Consider the following 17037-nt stretch of genomic DNA (forward strand, 5'->3'; position numbering starts at 1 on the left):
CACCCACCCTTCGTTCTCCTCCGGGCTCCGCCCGCCCCCGCCATCCCGGCGGCCACCCACCGAGCCTCCCGGCCTTGCCGTGGCCGTCTCGCCTACCTGCCCTTGCTGACGCTCGCGCTCGCCTGACAAAACCAAGCCACCCTCGGCAGCAGCGACTTTCGCTACGCCGAGGTGAGCTGCGCCTGCTTCGGCCACGCCAACCTTGGCCGCACCGGATTCGGCTGCGTCAGCCTGACCCACACCAGGCTCGCCCGCGTCGGGTTCGGCTGCGCCAGTGTGGGCAGCGCCAGCCTCGGACGCACCAGCTTCGCCCGCGTTGGGTTCGGCTGCGCTAGCTTCGGCTGCGTGGGCTGCGTGGGCTGCGTGGGCTGCGTGGGCTGCGTGGGCTTCGGACGCACCAGCTTCGCCCGTGTTGGGTTCGGCTGCGTCAGCCTGGTCTGCTCCCGCATCAGCCTGGCCTGCGCTAGCTTCGGCCGCGTCGGGTCCGGCCACGTCATACGCGGTGGGGATATATCCGGCGACGCCACTCCCAGCTGATTCGACCGCAACCGATTCCCCACCCGCCACCTCGCGAGCAGCCGTGGCGCGGACGTGATAGCTGACGATTTCTACCGGACCGTGCTGGTCGATTCCGTACACCTGGCGGTACTTCGTGGCGAAGCGGTTGGCGAGGTCGGCGCCCCAGGGGATGAGGAGATCGTGGGCCTGCCCGGTGAATCTGACCGAGACCGAGCGTTCCAGGGTGGGGCTCGGATGGGCCAGGTCAGCGGTGGCGGCGGATTCGAGGGTGGTGAAGAGGGATTCGGGGTCGGGGGCGTTGAGGCGGGTGAGGACGTGGGTGGTGGAGAGGGGGGCGGTGAGGAGGCCGGCGGCGGAGGCTACGCCGGAGTTTGGGGGGATGACGACGGTGGTGATGCCGAAGTGTTCGGCGACGCGGGCGGCGTGTAGGGGGCCGGCGCCGCCGAAGGCGACGAGGGTGAAGTTGCGGGGGTTGAGGCCGCGTTGGACGGTTACCACGTGGACGGCGGAGCTCATGGCGGCGTTGGTGATGTCGTGGATGGCGTGGGCGAGTTCGGTTCGGGAGACGCCCAGGGGGATGGCCAGGCGGTCGAGGGCTTTGCAGGCGAGGGTGTGGTCCAGGGGGATGGTGGCGCGGGCGAGGTAGCCGAGGGCCAGGTTGGCGTCGGTGACGGTGGGGGAGTCGCCGCCGCGGGCGTAGCAGGCGGGGCCGGGGTCGGAGCCGGCGGAGCGGGGGCCGACGCGGAGGGTGCCGCCGGGGTCGAGCCAGGCGAGGCTGCCGCCGCCGGCGCCGACTTCGGCCAGGTCGATGGCGGGGGTGCGGACGGGGACGCCGGTGCCGGCGCGGCGGCCGCCGAAGCTGCCTTTGCCGCCGACGTGGAATTCGCGGGTGATCTCGGGGCGGCCGTCTCTGATCACGCAGGATTTGGCGGTGGTGCCGCCCATGTCGAAGGAGATGATCTCGGGGTGGCCGGTCTGGGCGGCGGCGAGGGCGCCGGCCGCGGGGCCTGACTCGATGGTGGCGACGGCTCTGCGTGCGGCGAGTTCGGCGGACATGACGCCGCCGCCGGAGTCCATCACGTGGATGGGGGCGTCGATGCCGAGGTCGTGCAGGCGGGCGCGGAGCCGTACCAGGTAGGAGGCCATGAGGGGGCCGACGACGGCGGACATGATCGTGGTGGTGGCGCGTTCGTACTCGCGGAGTTCCGGCCAGGTGTCGGCGGAGGTGACGACGGCGGGGACGCCGGCGGCGCGGAGGAGCTCGGCGACGCGGTGTTCGTGGGCGGGGTTGGCGTAGGAGTGCAGGAGGCAGACGGCGACGGAGGTGAGGCCGCGGCGGGCGATCTCGGCGGCGACCGCGCGGGTCGCGGCCTCGTCCAGGGCTTGGAGGATCTCGCCGGCGGGGCCCACCCGTTCGGGGACTTCGAAGCAGTCCTCGGGGGCGACGGGGGGAGCGGGCGGGGTGAAGCGCAGGTCGTAGCGGTCCTCTTCGACTCGGGCGTAGCGGCCGAGGGGGATGAGGCCGCGGAAGCCGCGGGTGGTGACGAAGCCGACGCGGGGGCCGCGGTGTTCGAGGATCACGTTGGTGGCGAGCGTGGTCGCGTGCACCACCCTGGTGATGTCGCGGGGGGCGGCCCCGGCCCGGTCCAGGACGGCGGCGATGCCGCGCGCGATGCCGGTGATGGGGTCGTCGTGCGTGCTCAGCACCTTGGCGACGGTGATCGCGCCGCCGTTGAGCACGACGTCGGTGAACGTGCCACCGACGTCGATCCCGATCGCGTACGCCACCCCCGCAGCGTACCAAGCAAGCGCTTGTCTAGCCAGTGAACTCCACGCTGTTCACGATCGTGTTGATCAGGTTGTCGTCGCACTGGGCCGTCGGGCAGAAGAACGTGATCAGCGCCGACGGCTGGCCCGTCCGCGCCACCAGGAACGTGCGGAAGTCCAGCCGCCCGGTCCCGACCCCGTCGCTAAGCACCCCGGTCAGCTTGAACGCCGGCTGCCCGCCCACAGACGTCGCCTCCGGCGCTCCCGGGATCGCCACCGAGCCGGGCAGCGTCGCCTGCAGCCCCGCCTGGAGGTCCTCGGTCGAGTTGGCCGTGCTGATCGTCTCGGTGGTCTGCGCGACCATCCCGCTGGCCCGGTTCGGCGACGTCTGGATGATCGGGTTCACGGCTTTCCAGTCCGTGTTCCCGGGCACCGCGAACAGCCCGTCGAACTCCTCCACCGCGCCGGCGGCCGTCACGTGCTGGTCGGTGTACTCCTTGAGCGTCCAGGTGCCCGGGTAGCTGAACTTGAACGGCGCGGCCACGTTGCCCGGATAGGTGTTCCAGGGCGCGTTCGAGTCGCCCCCGCTCTGCGACACCACGTACACGATGGCCGCCGCGACCACGCTCAGCGCCGTCACCCCGCCGATCACCGCGCCCAGCGGGAACTTCTTCTTCACGGTCGCGACGGTCTGCGGCGCGTAGGTGGGATACGACGGGTGCTGGGTCTGCGGGTATGACATCTGTGATGGATGCGAAGGATGAGAGGACACCGACGGGTACGACATAGGGGGATTCGATGTCTGCCCCGGGTAGGACGGCTGCGGGTAGTACGGCGACGACTGGGTCCCCGCCGCCGGCGGCCAGCTGGCCCGCCCGGACCCCTGACTCGGCTGATCTCCCTCTGTCCCGCTGATCGCGTCTCGCAGCGCCGACACGAACGCGGTGCAGGTCGGGTAGCGGTCCACCGGCGACTTGGCCAGCGCCCGCATCATCACCTGGTTCACGCCATGCGGCAGATCCGGCCGGTACGGCGTCAGCGGCGGCGGATCATGCGACACATGCGCATAAAGCAGCGCCAGCTCAGTGTCCCGCTGGAACGGCGGCTGCCCCGTGAGCGCCTCGTAGACGACGCACGCGAAGGCGTACCCGTCGCTGCGCCCGTCCACCGGAAGCCCGCGGATCTGCTCGGGCGCGACGTATCGCGGCGTCCCCATGAAGTGGCCGTGGCTGGTCAGCCCCGCCTCCGCGGAGGCGCTCTTGGTCAGCCCGAAGTCGGTCAGATAGACGTGGTCGGACTCGGTCACCAGGATGTTGGCCGGCTTCACGTCCCGGTGCACCAGGCCGTTGGCGTGCGCCGCGTCCAGCGCCGAGGCGATCTGGGCGAACAGCCGGTTGGCGCGGGCCACCGGCAGCGGCCCGTTGGACTGCACCAGCCGCCGCATGTCGCTGCCCTCCACGTAGCGCATCGCGATGAAGAGCAGGTCCTCGCTCTCGCTGGCCTCGTAGATCGGGATGATGTGCGGATGGTCGATGCTGGCGACCAGCCGGGACTCGCGGACGAACCGGTCCCGGAACCGGGCGTCGTGGGCCAGCTGCGGCGCCAGGATCTTCAGCGCCACCGCCCGCCCGAGCCGCTGGTCGCGGGCCCGGTAGACGGTGGCCATGCCGCCCCGGCCGACGACCGCCTCGATCGTGTAGTCGCCCAGCTGCTGGCCGACCAGGGCCGGAATCGGGGATCCGTCGCTCATGGCATGTCCGATGCGTGGCCGCAGAAGCCGCAGAACCGGTGCGCGTGCCCGAGCCGCATGCCGCACTGGGTGCAGAACTTCTGCGTGCCCATCTGGCCGACCTGGACCTGCATCGGCTGCTGCCCGAGCTGGGCCTGCCCGAGCGGTGGTGACATGTCGGACCCCGGTGGCTGGTGCGGGATCGGCGGGTGGGTGCCGATTCCGCCGTGGAACATCTCGGTCTGCGCCGGCCACGAGGTGACCATCGCCGCGTTGTCCAGCGACGGCTCACCGCCGGACCCGTTCCCGCCGCGCCGCCGCTTCAGCAGCATCGGTACGGCGATCGCCACCAGCGCCGCCACCAGCACCACGCCGCCGGCCACCCAGACCCAGGGCGACAGCCCCGTGCTCTGCTTGGCCACCGGCGCGGAACTCGGCTTCTTGGTGCCGGCGTCCTCGCCCGTGTTCGCCTTGCTCTGCGCGATCCGCAGGTATTCGATGGCGACCGGGTGGTCCTGCCGCTGGGTCAGCACCCGCTGCAGCACCGGGATCGAGGCCGCGTACAGCTTGTTGTGGTAGGAGGCCAGGGCGCTCTCGTACACCACGTCCACCGGGCCGCGGCGCGCGCTCACCCCGGCGGCGACCAGGGCGGACTTGATGTCCTCCACGGGGGTCACGGTGGCGGGGAAGCTGCCGCCGCCGGCCAGCAGGCCGACGACCTCGCTCTTGCCGTCGTCGATGACGGCCCCGCCGATCGAGTCGCCACCGGCCACCAGCTTGTCGACCTTGGGCTGGTCCTCCTTCTTGAAGGAGCGGCTGCCCGGTGGCTCGAAGTGCGCGGTGTCCAGCTTCGGCGGCGCCTTCGCGGACGGCGGACCTGCCAGCGTCATGACGTCGATCGACTCCACGGCGGTGCCCAGGACGGTGCCGAGCGGCACGGTCGGCAGCCCGCCCTTGCCGCCAGGGGCGACCTTGAGGATGGCCGGGGCCACCGGGGAGTCGCCGGCGTACAGGATCTCGGCCTTTAGCCCCTCCGGCAGCGGCGGCTGCAGGTACGGGTACGCGGTCACCGTCGTGCTCACGGTCGCGTTGCAGGTGGAGTTCTGAGTCCTGGGCGGGTAGCAGGCCTGGAGCCGGATGTTGAGGTCAGGGTCGGAGATCGTGTGCCGCTCGAAGTCGGCCGGGATCTTGACCTTGAAGTATTCGGCGAAGACGCGGTTGGCGGCGTAGACCCGGGCGTCCCGCTCCGACTGGACGATGGAGGTGGCGGTCACGATCACTCCGTCCGGCGTAACGGTGAAACCGCTCCCGTCGGCGAGTGGAGTGTCGTACTCTCGGACGACTTGTTGCAGTTGGCTGCGGTCGTCGAACAGCGTGATCGAGACATGGGACTCGGACTCCACCCGCACGGCCCCCGGTGTGATCCGGTCCGTCGAGCCGCTGGGGTGGGGGTGCAGCATGGGCATGCTTAACATGCCAAGGGCGCCGAGCCCCGCTATGACCGCTAGGCGGGGCATCTCCGCCTCCTATTCGGATCGGAACAGTCTTCAGACTCCCAGTGCGCTGAGGGCCCGACAAGGCCTCGCACCCTGACGACATTCAGTTGATACCCGCCAAGGATCAAGCATGTACTTGCAAAACACTTGTAAACGGATTGAACCGGTCAATTGACGGCTGCGCCTGACGACGCCGACAGATTAATCTGCCTGCATGGCCCTCCGCATCTCCAAGGTCGATCTCCTCATCGGCGCCGCCGTGGCGGCGATCGGCGTCGTAGAGGCGTTCACCACAGCGACTGCCCACGGCGCTGCCCAGAACCCCCAGCTGTGGTGGATCCCTCAAGCGCTGCTCGCCGGGATTCTGCTGGTATTCCGCAGTAAGTCGCCAGTTGTGGTGTTCATTGCCATCGTACTCATGCAGTATGTGTGGCACCGGCAAGGTCACGAGACCTGTCAGGACCACCAGCTCATCTCGCTGCTGATCGTCTTCCACACCCTGGGTGCGAACCTGCCGTTCCGACCAGGCGGTTTGTGGGCCTTCGCGGGCATCCTCGTCTTCGATTCCGGGGCCGTCGACCACCGGATCCTGCCCATCGACGAGGTAATTTTCCTTACAGTCATTTTCTCCTTCGCGTATCTGACCGGGCTCGGCCTGCGCGGCTACCTGGTCCGGATGCAGCGGATGGCCGAGGAGTCGGCCCGGCTGGAGGTCGAACGCGAGCGCAAGGCCGCCGAGGCGGTGGCCGCCGAGCGCAACCGGATCGCCAGGGAGCTGCACGACGTGGTCGCGCACAGCGTCAGCATGATGGTCATGCAGGCGGGCGCGCTGCGCCGGACCCAGGGCGGCGAGAACCCGATCCTGCTCGGCATCGAGCAGGCCGGCCGGGAGGCCGTCAACGAGCTGCGGATCATGCTCGGCGCGCTCCGCATGCCCCAGGACGAGGCCCTCCCGCAGCCAGGCCTCGACCTGGTCGAGAACCTGATCGCCACCGTGCGCAACTCGGGCCTGCGGGTCACCCTCGCCATCGAGGGCGAGCAGGTACGGCTCGCGCCCGGCCTCGACCTGTCCGCCTACCGGATCGTCCAGGAGGCGCTCACCAACGCGGTCAAGTACGCGGGCGAGGCCGACGTCCGGATCCGGATCGCCTACCACCCGCTCTCGATCACCATCGAGGTGACCGACAACGGCCACGGCGCCGAGTCCCAGCTGTCCACCGGCAACGGCCTGATCGGCATGCGGGAGCGGGCCGAACTGTTCGGCGGCACCCTGGACGCGGGCCCGCTGCCCGGCGGCGGCTTCCGGGTCCGCGCGGTGCTGCCCACCTCGCAGGGAGTGGTGCTGGTATGAGCATCAGGATCGTGCTCGCCGACGACCAGGCGATGATCAGGGCCGGGCTGCGCATGGTGGTGGAGACCGAGCCCGGCATGGAAGTGGTGGGCGAGGCCGGCGACGGCGTCGAGGCGGTCGCGCTGGCCCGCCGGGTCCGGCCCGACGTCGTGCTGATGGACATCTCGATGCCCCGGCTGGACGGCCTGTCGGCCGCCAAGCAGCTGCTGGACACGCCGCACCCTCCGAAGATCATCATGCTCACCACGTTTGACACCGACGAGAACCTGTACGCCGCGCTCCGCGCCGGGACCAGCGGGTTCCTGCTCAAGGTGTCGCCGCCGGAGCAGCTGCTGGAGGCGATCCGGGTGGTGGCCGCCGGGGACGGCCTGCTCGACCCCGCCGTGACCACCCGGGTGATCGCCTCCTTCGCCGGGCGGCACGACCCGGTCCGGCCGCCGCAGCTGTCCGAGCTGACCCCGCGCGAGCTGGAGGTGCTGCGGATGCTGGCGCGTGGCCTCACCAACGCCGAGATCGCGGGGGAGCTCTTCGTCGGGGAGGCCACGGTCAAGACCCATGTGGCGCGGGTGCTGATGAAGCTGAGCCTGCGGGACCGGGCTCAGGCGGTGGTCTTCGCGTACGAGTCGGGCGTGGTGACGCCGGGGGCGGCGCTCGGGTAGTAGGAGATCCACTCGGCGTCGGTCATCTTCAGGACCTTGACGCCCAGGTAGCCGAAGCCGGCCACGGGGGCGGCCCAGAAGGGGATCAGCACCGGGCCGTACGGGATGAGGAAGCCGATCCACCAGCCGAGCAGGATGGTGCCGACCACCCACCAGGGGGCGAATCCGGCGCGGCGCAGGGCGAAGACCACCAGGCCGGCGCCGATCGGGCCGAGGAAGATCCACGGCATCTGGAAGCCGAAGACGATGCCCGGCAGGTTGAAGATCTCGTCGAAGATCTTCGCGGCCTGGTCCGGGGTGTTGCGCTGGCCCAGGTACCACTCCACCGGATCGATCATGAGCATCCCGGACAGTGCCAGGAAGCCCAGCACGGAGAACGCGCCGCCGATGTGGCCGAGCACGGCGCCGCGCCTGCGGGCCACGTGCAGCACGCCGATGATCGCCACCGGCAGCAGGATCCAGGACCAGTGGTAGAGCACGGACTGGAGCTGCGCCAGCGCCGGGTTGTCGCCGTAGCTGACGCTCTCCCGGTCGTCGCCCCAGGTGCCGGGGTCCACGAGCATGGCGATCAACTGGAGCAGCGGGGCCACGATCAGCAGGAGACCGGTCGCGGACCTGCGGAATCTGACGGAATCGCTGAGTTTGAACATCATTTCCCCCTCGGGTGTGGTTTGTCGCGGCGGACGCTACGCGCGGGGCCTCGGTGGGTACGTCCGCCATACGGGTGACTGGCCGTCCCCCGCGAGGGCGACTTGTGGCTACAAGGGGGTTGTTGTGTATATTTTTCGTGATATCGCGTATCTGACGGGAGATATTTCATGACTGGTTTCCCCCGGGTGTTGTTCGACGAGGCGCACAGCGAGGCCTGGACGATCCGCAGGGAACGGGCGGAGGCCATGAACCCCGGTCATCCGGACGACAACGGCTACACCAGGGCGGCGGAGCACCTGCGGCGGCTGGGTCACCGGGTGGCCGCGCACACCGGGGGCCCGCTGACGGCCTCCGCGCTGGCCGGGCAGGACGTGTTCGTGATCGCGCACCCGTCCCAGGAGCGCTGGGAGCGCACCACGGGCCTCGGCAGCCCGGTCTTCCCGGTCGAGGAACTGGACGCGATCGAGGAGTACGTGCGGGCCGGCGGCGGCCTGGTGGTGCTGGCCGAGCACGAGCAGGAGAAGTACGGCAGCAACCTCGGCGACCTGCTGGCCAGGTTCGGCGTGGGGGTCGCCCACCTGACCGTCCAGGATCCACGGCACAGCCACAACCAGGTGGCGTCCTGGGTGCGCGGGGTTGCGGCCGCCCGGGAGGTGGCCGGGGCCGATCTGCTCGCGGGGGCCGGGCAGGCGTGCTTCTACCGGGCCGGGGTGCTGACCGGGGCCGGGGACGTGCTGTTCCGGACCTCGGCGGACGCGGATCCGGCGGGGGAGCCGCTGGCGGTGGCCGTGCGGCACGGGGCCGGGCGGGTCGTCGTGCTGGCCGATTCCGACCTGTTCGGCGACGACTCGATCGGGGAGTTCGACCATGCCCGGCTGTGGGTGAACCTGGTCACCTGGGCGGCCCGGGCGCCCGCGTCGGCCCGTGCGGCCGATCCCGTGCCCGCCGAGTTCGCCGCGCTCAAGGAGGCCGTCGAGGAGCTGCGGCCGCTCCAGGCCAAGGACGGCTCGATCGCGGGCGACCAGGCCCAGGCCGCGCGGCTCGTGTCGGAGATTTCCGGTCATGTTGTGGCGCTGGCGCCGAGGTTCCCGCACGACGCCGCCTACCTGAACGCCGTCGTGGCCGACCTCGGGAAGTGGGCCGACGACGGGCTCGGCGTGCCGGACTTCCTGGACTCGCTGGACGCCTTCCACCCCGACGAGCAGCGCGTGGACGGCCTGGAGCACCTGGTGGTGTTCCCCATGTACACCCAGAACGGCAACCCGAACCGCAACCTGGAGGCCGTCTGGATCAGGACGGTCTGGCCGGACTGGCTGGCCGGGGTCGAGGCCGGGCGGTACGACAACCCGATGTTCGTGCCGATCACGTTCGTGGACTTCACCGCCGGCTACGACACCAACTCGGCCGTGCTGTTCCCGGAGACGGTCGCCGTCCGGGCGACGCCGGCCAGGTTCACCTGGGGCGCCATCTTCTGCGACCGGGAGGCCGCCCGGTTCCGGGCCGTCACCTCGGCCGCCGCCGAGACGCTGAAGCTGGCGCTGCCGCCGGACGCGGCCCGGCTGGTGGCCTCGCGTGAGCTGGCTCAGGACGCGTTCACGCTGTGGGATCTGATCCATGATCGGACCCACTCCCATGGTGATCTGCCGTTCGATCCGTTCATGATCAAGCAGCGGATGCCGTACTGGCTGTACTCGCTGGAGGAGCTGCGCTGCGACCTGACCGCGTTCGGCGAGGCCGTGCGGCTGGAGGCCGAGGGCGTGCCGCAGGCCGGGTATGTGCAGTACGCGATCCTGTTCGACCGGCTGTTCCGGTTCCCGATCACCGGCGACCGGGTGCGCAACTACGACGGGCTCGGCGGGCAGCTGCTCTTCGCGTACCTGCATCGCAACGACATCGTGCGGTGGACCGACAACCGGCTCAGCGTCGACTGGCCCAGGGTCGCCGGCGGCGTCGCCGACCTGCGCGGCGAGGTGGAGAAGCTGTACCGGGACGGGATCGACCGGTCCAAGCTGGCTCACTGGCTGGCCGCCCACGACCTGGTCGCCGCCTACGTGGCGCCGCACCCGGCCTCCAAGTGGGCCGCGCGGGATCTGCCGGCGGAGCAGAAGGCCATGGTGGACGCGGTGCTCTCCGACGAGTTCCCGCTGAGCATGTTCTACGAGGCGCTGCGCCGTAAGCTCACCGATGTCGTCGAATCCACGAAGGGTGTGCGCTGATGCCGCGGGTCATTCTCATCGCCGGTGCGGGCGGTCCGGCCGGTCAGGCCGTGGTACGGCGGTTCGCCGCGCAGGGCGACACCGTGATCGGCGTGGACCGGTCGGGCGCGGACGGATCGCTGCCGGTGGACCTGCTCGACCAGGCGGCCGTCCAGCAGCTGGCCGAGCGGATCAAGACCGAGCACGGGCGGGTGGACGGCCTCATCCACCTGGTCGGCGGCTGGCGCGGGTCGAAGACCTTCGCCGAGACCTCACTGGCGGACTGGGCGTTCCTGCACGACCTGCTGATCCGCACGCTCCAGCACGTGACGCTGGCCTTCGAGCCGCTGCTGCGGGCCTCCGAGGACGGCCGGTTCGCGATCGTCTCCGCCAAGGCCGCGCAGCACCCCACCCAGGGCAACGCGGCCTACGCCAGCGCCAAGGCCGCCGCCGAGGCGTGGACGCTGGCCTTCGCCGACGCGCTCAAGGGCGGCTCTTCGGCCGCCGCCGTGCTGGTGGTGACGGCGCTCGTGCACGACGCGATGCGCGCCGCCGACCCCGGCCGGGCGTTCAAGGGCTTCACCGACGTAGCCGACCTCGCCACCGCCCTCACCGACCTGTGGAGCCGGCCGGCCGCCGAGGTCAACGGCCGCCGCATCGATCTGACGGGATGATTCACGTGCGCACCGACGCGATCCGGCGTCACGACCCGGCCGTGACGAGCTTCGCCAGCGACAACTACGCCGGGGTGCACCCGGAGGTCCTGGCCGCCATCGCGCTCGCCAACGGCGGCCACCAGGTCGCCTACGGCGACGACGTCTACACCGAGGCGGTCCAGCGGATCTTCCAGGCGCACTTCGGCGAGCAGGCCCAGGTCTGGCCGGTCTTCAACGGCACCGCCGCCAACGTGGTCTCGCTGCGCGCCATGTGCGCGCCCTGGGAGGCGGTCGTCTGCGCCGAGACCGCGCACATCAACGTCGACGAGGGCGGCGCGCCCGAGGTGGTGGCCGGGCTGAAGCTGCTGCCCGTGGCCACCCCCGACGGCAAGCTCACGCCCGCCCTGGTCGACCGGCAGGCGTGGGGCTTCGGCGACGTGCACCGGGCCCAGCCCAAGGTGGTCTCCATCTCCAACGCCACCGAGCTGGGCACCCTCTACACCCCCGACGAGATCAAGGCCGTCTGCGAGCACGCGCACCAGCTCGGCCTGCTCGTGCACCTGGACGGCTCCCGGATCACCAACGCGGCCGCCGCCCTGGACGTGCCGCTCCGGGCGCTCACCACCGACGCTGGCGTGGACCTGCTCTCCTTCGGCGGCACCAAGATCGGCCTGCTGTTCGGCGAGGCCGTGGTGGTGCTCAACCCGGCGGCCGCGCACGGGCTGGCCTACCTGCGGAAGACCAGCATGCAGCTGGCCTCCAAGATGCGGTTCGTGTCGGTGCAGTTCGAGGCGCTGCTGGCCGGGGATCTGTGGCTGCGCAACGCCCGGCAGGCCAACTCGATGGCGCGGCGGCTGGCGGCGGCCGTGCACGGCATCGACGGGGTCGAGGTCAGCCAGGTCGTCCAGGCCAACGCGGTCTTCGCCCGGCTGCCCGCCGCGGCGGCGGACCGGCTGCGTGAGCACTACCGGTTCTACACCTGGAACGCCGACACCGGCGAGGTTCGCTGGATGTGCGGGTTCGACACCACCGAGGCGGACGTGGACGCTTTCGCGGCGGCCATCGCCGCCGAACTCGGGACGGGATAGCCGGTGTAAGCTGCGGCGCGTGACGTTGCGGGTAGTGATCGCGGAGGACTCGCTGCTGATCCGGGAGGGCGTCGAACGCGTGCTCTCCCGCGATCCGGAGCTCGAGGTGGTGGCCGCCTGCGCCGACCTGCCCGAACTGCTCGCGGCCGTCGAACTCCACGAGCCCGACGTGGTCGTCACCGACGTCCGGATGCCGCCGACCTCCACCGACGAGGGCATCCAGGCCGCGACCATGCTGCGCGCCGGCCGCCCGGCCGTCGGCGTCGTGGTGCTATCCCAGTACGCCGAGCCGTCGTACGCGACCATGCTGCTGGCGGCCGGCAGCTCGGGCCGCGCCTACCTGCTGAAGGAGCGCGTCGGCGAGCCCGGCCAGCTGGTGGAGGCCGTCCGCGCGGTCGCCAAGGGCGGGTCGATCATCGACCCGATCGTGGTCGAGGGCATCCTCGCCGACTCGATGAAGCGGCGGGCGTCCCCGCTGGGCGCGCTGACCCCGCGCGAACGCGACGTGCTCGGGCAGATCGCGCAGGGCAAGAGCAACGCGGCGGTGGGGGAGACCCTCTACCTGAGCGAGAAGTCGGTGGAGAAGCACATCAGCGTGCTGTTCGCGAAACTCGGCCTGGAAGCCACCCCCGAGGTCAACCGGCGGGTCCTGGCCGTGCTGGTCTACCTCGCCGAACAGGGGGGATAACACCCTGACCAGGGTGTGCCCGATGGGGCAGGCTGGACAGCATGGGGCCTGTCGAAGTACGCGTGAACGTACTGATCGTCGACGACCAGGGACCGTTTCGAGCAGCCGCACGCCGACTCGTCGCCCTCGTCGCCGGGTGGCGGGTGGTCGCCGAGGCCGTCTCCGGTGAGGACGCCCTCGCCGAGGTGGCCCGCACCCGCCCCACCGTGATTCTGATGGACATCAACCTGCCGGGTATCAACGGGATCGAGGCGACCCGGCGCATCCTCGCCGACCATCCGGACACCACCGTGGTGCTGGTCTCCACGTACGCGGCGGAGGACCTGCCGCCGGACGCGCACACCTGCGGGGCCACCGGCTACATCCGCAAGGAGAACCTGACGCCGGCCCGGCTGCGCGCGCTCGTGCCGATCTGATCGCGACGTTTGTGAATGTCATGAACCCGGCAAACATCTGCCATTGGGCCGTGTCCGATGGTTCCACGGGTTGACTGAAATCTGACGATCTTGATATCGGCCGGCCGTCGAGAACATCGCGATCTTCGCTCCCGAGGGCGAGCCGCTGGGCGCGTCGATCCCGGCCGCCGACGTGGACGGCGGGCCGCTCACCTACACGGTGACCGACCCGGCCAAGCTGCCGCCCGGCCTCACCCTGGGCGGCACCGGGCAGCTGTCCGCGGCCGCCATGCCCGAAGGCGTCTACGACGTCCCCGTCAAGGTCTGCGACAGCGAGGGAGCCTGCGCCGCGGGGACCGTACGGGTGAGCACCTACCTGGCCTGCGCCGACCTGGGCAACAAGCGCTGCCGGCATCTGTCAGCGCCGGTGACGGCGGTCCCTGAGGGCTAGCGTGGCCGCGTGGTGGCCGCCCATGCCGTGCACGCCCGCGCCCGGCGGCGTGCTCGACGAGCAGAGGTAGACGCCGTCGAGCGGGGTCCGCCAGGGCTTGAGCGCGTGCACGGGGCGGCCGAAGAACTGGGTGATTTCGGCGGAGCCGCCGCCGATGTCACCGCCGACGTAGTTGGGGTTGTGCGACTCCATCGCGGCGGGGGACATGACGTGGCGGGCCAGGACCCGATCCCGGAAGCCGGGGGCGAACCGTTCGATCTGGGCTTCGATGTGCGAGGTCATGTCGTGGTCGGAGCCGTTCGGGACATGGCAGTACGCCCACAGCGTCTGCCGGCCCTCGGGGGCCCGGGTGGGATCGGCGACGCACGGCTGGACCACCAGCACGTACGGGTTTGCGGCGATCCTGCCGTTCGCGGTGGCGGTCTCGCTGGCGGCGATCTCCGCCAGGGTGCCGCCCAGGTGCACGGTGGCGGCGGCCGAGATCCGGGGATCGCGCCACGGGACCGGGCCGTCCAGCGCCCAGTCGACCTTGAAGACGCCGGGGCCCTGGCGGAAGCGGGACAGGCGGCGGGCGTAGCCGGGCGGCAGGTCGGCGACGGCGAGGAACTGGCGGGGGGTCAGGTCCAGCAGGACGGTCCCGGCCGGGGGGAGCTCGCGGAGCGAGGTGACCCGGTGGCCGGAGACGGTCTCCGCGCCCAGTTTGCGGAGACGCTCGACCATCAGGTCGGCCATCACCTGGGAGCCGCCCCTGACCACCGGCCAGCCCACCGAGTGCGCCATCGCGGCCAGCAGCAGGCCGTACCCGCCGGTGATGGGGTGGCGCAGGTCCAGCATCGCGTGCGCGGCCATTCCGGCGAAGGCGGCGCGGGCGGGAGCCGTACGGAACAGGGACCTGGCCAGGACGGTGGCCGGCAGCGCGGCGAGCGCGCCGTAGCGCAAAGCGGCGACGGGGGCCTTGGGCGGGCCCAGCGGCGACAGCAGCGTGTCGATCAGCGGGAAGCCGGCCCGCGCGGTCGCGCCCACGGTGGCCTGCCAGGCCCGCCCGTCCTGGCCGAGCGCGGCCGCGGTCTCGGCCGGGTCGCGGTGGATCAGCACGGCGGGCCCGTCGTCGAGCGGATGCGCCGCCGACACCTCCGGGTACGCGAACTCCACCGCCAGGTCGGGCAGCCGGTCGCGCAGCGCCGGTGAGGCCAGCGACAGCGGGAGCACGGTCGCGCACACGTCGTGCGTGAACCCGGGCAGCGTCAGCTCCGCGCTGCGCAGCCCCCCGCCGAAGGTCTCCGCGCCCTCAAGCAGCAGCACCCGGCGGCCCGCCTCGGCCATCGTCAGCGCCGCCACCAGGCCGTTCGGCCCCGATCCGACGACGATCGCGTCGTACTCACTCATGGTCTCTTCCATTCACGCGGCTGATCTGGTGAAACGTCATTCGCACGGGATCTCGCCGCGGATCCGGGTGCCCGCGCCCAGTTCCGACTCCACGGTGAGGCTGCCGCCGATGGCGCCGAGCCGGTCCCGCATGTTGACGAAGCCGTGGCCGGCGTCCCCGGCGGCGAAGCCGGTGCCGTCGTCGGCGACCTCGAAGCGCAGGACCGTCCCGGTGGCCTCCAGGTGGACGGTGATCGCCGCGTCCGCGCCCGCGTGCTTCCCGGCGTTCTGGATGGCCTCCAGGCAGCAGAAGTAGACCGCGGCCTCGATCTCCTCCGAGTAGCGGCGGGGCAGCTCGACGCTGACCGAGCAGGGCAGCGAGGAGCGGCGGGCCGCCGACCGGAGGGCGTGGTCGAGGCCGTGGTTGCGGAGCAGCGGCGGGTAGACGCCGTGGGCCAGCTCGCGCAGGGCCGCGATGGTGCCCTGCACGTCGGCGCGGAGCTCGTCGAACAGGTTGTCGGTGGAGCCGGGTTCCTCGGCGATGATCTCCCCGGCCAGGCTGAGCTTGACCGACAGCGCGACCAGGTGCTGCTGCGCGCCGTCGTGCAGGTCCCGCTCGATGGCGCGGCGGGCGGCGTCGGCGGCGGTGACGATGCGCAGCCGGGACGCCTGCAGCTCCTCGTTGCGGCGGCGCAGCTCGTCCAGCGAGGCCTGCAGCGCGGAGTCCAGGCGCATGTTGTGCAGGGCCAGGCCGACCTGGCGGCCGAGCTGGACCAGCACCTGGTCGTCGGCCTCGGAGAACGGCGGCGCGTCCACCGGGCGGCGGACCACGATCAGGCCGAGCAATTCGCCCAGGTGCGCGGCCGGGGCCACCCGGATCGGGCCGCCGCCGCCGTCGGCCAGCAGGCCCGGCATCCAGACGGCCAGCCAGGACGCGCCGCCGACCCGGGTCCTGCCGACCACGACGCGTTCCCGCTCATTCAGCTCCAGCCGGGCGGTGGGCAGGTCGGGCACGCTGAGCGTGCGGTGCAGCACGCCGCCGGAGCCGACCCAGATCTCCGCCCCGGCGGGGGCCATCGCCGCCTTGAGCGACTCGGCCAGCTGGAGCAGCAGCTCGTCGAACGGGACGGCGCGGCTCATCCGGGCGCCGAAGGTGGCCAGCACCTCCTCCGGCGGCACCCCGCCCCGGCCGGTGATGGCGCGGGCGGTGGCCAGCAGCCGGACCCGGAGCGGGAAGGCGAGCACCGCCACCACCAGGGCGGCGGCCATGCTGGAGACCAGCAGATCGCGTTCGGTGGCGTCCGGGATGCGGCCCAGGCCGAGCACCACCACCAGGTACACGCTGGCGATCATGACGGTGAACCCGGCCGTGACCACGGCTTCCAGCAGCGCCTTGTCGCCGACGTGGGCGGTGGACGGCAGGTGGCCGAGCAGGGCGCCCACCGGGACCACCACCAGCGCGGCGACCAGCCAGGTGAGCGGGTTGGCCGGCACCCCGAGCAGCAGGTAGAGGCCGATCAGGGTGGCCCCGGCCGAACCGGCGAGCAGCAGGGCCGCGCCGGTCCACTGCAGGGCCGCCCGCTGCCGGGGCGAGGCCTGGCCGCAGCGCAGGATGATGCCGGTGGCCCCGGTCGCGGCGGCCAGCACGGCAGCCAGCCCGGACAGGCTCGGCGGTCCGGTCAGCACGGCGAGCCCGACGCCGAGCACGGCGGCCAGCGCGGCCACCGAGCGGCGGGGGATGCTGCGCAGCTCCCCGTCGGGCAGGGCGAGCGCGAAGGCCAGCCAGCCCGCCATGGCCACCGGCACGGCGGTGGTCCAGACGGCGGCGGCGGTCTGGAGCACCGCCACCAGGACCGCCCACCGGGCCACCGCCGGGCGGCCGACCACCAGGCAGCCGGCGGCGGTGACCGCCCAGCCGGCCGCGACGACGGCTCCGGCCACGTTGGTGCCGTCCCAGAGGCCGACGCCGAGCGCGGCGACGGCCGCCGTGCCGCCCAGCCAGAGCGCGAGAGCACGGGTCATCTGGA

The 17037-nt window shown here is 71.6% G+C and carries 14 protein-coding genes; 8 read left to right on the forward strand and 6 right to left on the reverse strand.

Annotation, left to right across the window (positions count from 1 at the left end; all coding sequences use genetic code 11):
• From Acor_RS45610 to Acor_RS29020, 3 genes are all read right to left on the reverse strand, one after another.
• On the reverse strand, positions 1 to 2307 hold a 2307-nt coding region (locus Acor_RS45610), incomplete at its 3' end, for a hydantoinase/oxoprolinase family protein (protein WP_155339941.1).
• 28 nt (positions 2308 to 2335) lie between these two features.
• A complete protein-coding gene (locus Acor_RS29015; RefSeq protein WP_155339942.1) occupies positions 2336 to 4036 on the reverse strand; it encodes a serine/threonine-protein kinase in 1701 nt (566 codons plus the stop codon).
• Positions 4033 to 5481 carry a hypothetical protein gene (locus Acor_RS29020; RefSeq protein WP_155339943.1) on the reverse strand — a complete coding sequence of 483 codons (1449 nt, stop codon included), beginning with the start codon at positions 5479 to 5481 and terminating at the stop codon, positions 4033 to 4035. The genes Acor_RS29015 and Acor_RS29020 overlap by 4 nt, the downstream gene beginning before the upstream one ends.
• A gap of 244 nt (positions 5482 to 5725) precedes the next feature.
• Between Acor_RS29020 and Acor_RS29025 the strand changes: the two genes are divergently transcribed.
• Positions 5726 to 6862: a sensor histidine kinase gene (locus Acor_RS29025; RefSeq protein ID WP_155339944.1), complete on the forward strand. Its 1137-nt coding sequence runs from the start codon at positions 5726 to 5728 to the stop codon at positions 6860 to 6862.
• Positions 6859 to 7521 (forward strand): response regulator, encoded by a 663-nt coding sequence (locus Acor_RS29030; protein ID WP_155339945.1) that lies wholly within the window; start codon positions 6859 to 6861, stop codon positions 7519 to 7521. Before Acor_RS29025 ends, Acor_RS29030 begins: the two co-directional genes overlap by 4 nt.
• On the opposite strand, the gene Acor_RS29035 is transcribed toward Acor_RS29030, so the two are convergent.
• Positions 7461 to 8174 carry a hypothetical protein gene (locus Acor_RS29035; protein WP_246239260.1) on the reverse strand — a complete coding sequence of 238 codons (714 nt, stop codon included), beginning with the start codon at positions 8172 to 8174 and terminating at the stop codon, positions 7461 to 7463. The two genes, Acor_RS29030 and Acor_RS29035, sit on opposite strands and share 61 nt — an antisense overlap.
• 165 nt (positions 8175 to 8339) lie before the next feature.
• Between Acor_RS29035 and Acor_RS29040 the strand changes: the two genes are divergently transcribed.
• The 6 genes from Acor_RS29040 to Acor_RS29065 all read left to right on the forward strand — a co-directional run bounded on the left by Acor_RS29040 (position 8340) and on the right by Acor_RS29065 (position 13645).
• Complete coding sequence (locus Acor_RS29040) at positions 8340 to 10388, forward strand: DUF6421 family protein (RefSeq protein WP_155339946.1); 2049 nt, start codon at positions 8340 to 8342, stop codon at positions 10386 to 10388.
• Complete coding sequence (locus Acor_RS29045; RefSeq protein ID WP_155339947.1) at positions 10388 to 11041, forward strand: SDR family NAD(P)-dependent oxidoreductase; 654 nt, start codon at positions 10388 to 10390, stop codon at positions 11039 to 11041. Before Acor_RS29040 ends, Acor_RS29045 begins: the two co-directional genes overlap by 1 nt.
• Positions 11038 to 12111, forward strand: coding sequence for a threonine aldolase family protein (locus Acor_RS29050; RefSeq protein ID WP_155339948.1), 1074 nt, complete (start codon positions 11038 to 11040; stop codon positions 12109 to 12111). Before Acor_RS29045 ends, Acor_RS29050 begins: the two co-directional genes overlap by 4 nt.
• Positions 12112 to 12130: 19 nt before the next feature.
• The gene (locus Acor_RS29055) at positions 12131 to 12799 is read left to right on the forward strand and encodes a response regulator transcription factor (protein WP_155339949.1); all 669 of its coding nucleotides are present in this window, start codon (positions 12131 to 12133) and stop codon (positions 12797 to 12799) included.
• 41 nt (positions 12800 to 12840) lie between these two features.
• Positions 12841 to 13215, forward strand: a complete 375-nt coding sequence (locus tag Acor_RS29060) for a response regulator (protein WP_155339950.1) — start codon at positions 12841 to 12843, stop codon at positions 13213 to 13215.
• 121 nt (positions 13216 to 13336) lie between these two features.
• Positions 13337 to 13645: a putative Ig domain-containing protein gene (locus tag Acor_RS29065; protein WP_281353274.1), complete on the forward strand. Its 309-nt coding sequence runs from the start codon at positions 13337 to 13339 to the stop codon at positions 13643 to 13645.
• On the opposite strand, the gene Acor_RS29070 is transcribed toward Acor_RS29065, so the two are convergent.
• Together Acor_RS29070 and Acor_RS29075 are read right to left on the reverse strand one after the other, a co-directional pair.
• A complete protein-coding gene (locus Acor_RS29070) occupies positions 13613 to 15031 on the reverse strand; it encodes a phytoene desaturase family protein (RefSeq protein ID WP_218034545.1) in 1419 nt (472 codons plus the stop codon). The genes Acor_RS29065 and Acor_RS29070 overlap by 33 nt on opposite strands.
• 36 nt (positions 15032 to 15067) lie before the next feature.
• On the reverse strand, positions 15068 to 17032 hold the full coding sequence (locus tag Acor_RS29075) for a sensor histidine kinase (RefSeq protein ID WP_155339953.1): 1965 nt from the start codon (positions 17030 to 17032) through the stop codon (positions 15068 to 15070).
• Between the last annotated feature and the right edge of the window lie 5 nt (positions 17033 to 17037).

Origin of the sequence: Acrocarpospora corrugata (genome assembly GCF_009687845.1) — a bacterium.
Taxonomy (GTDB): domain Bacteria; phylum Actinomycetota; class Actinomycetes; order Streptosporangiales; family Streptosporangiaceae; genus Acrocarpospora; species Acrocarpospora corrugata.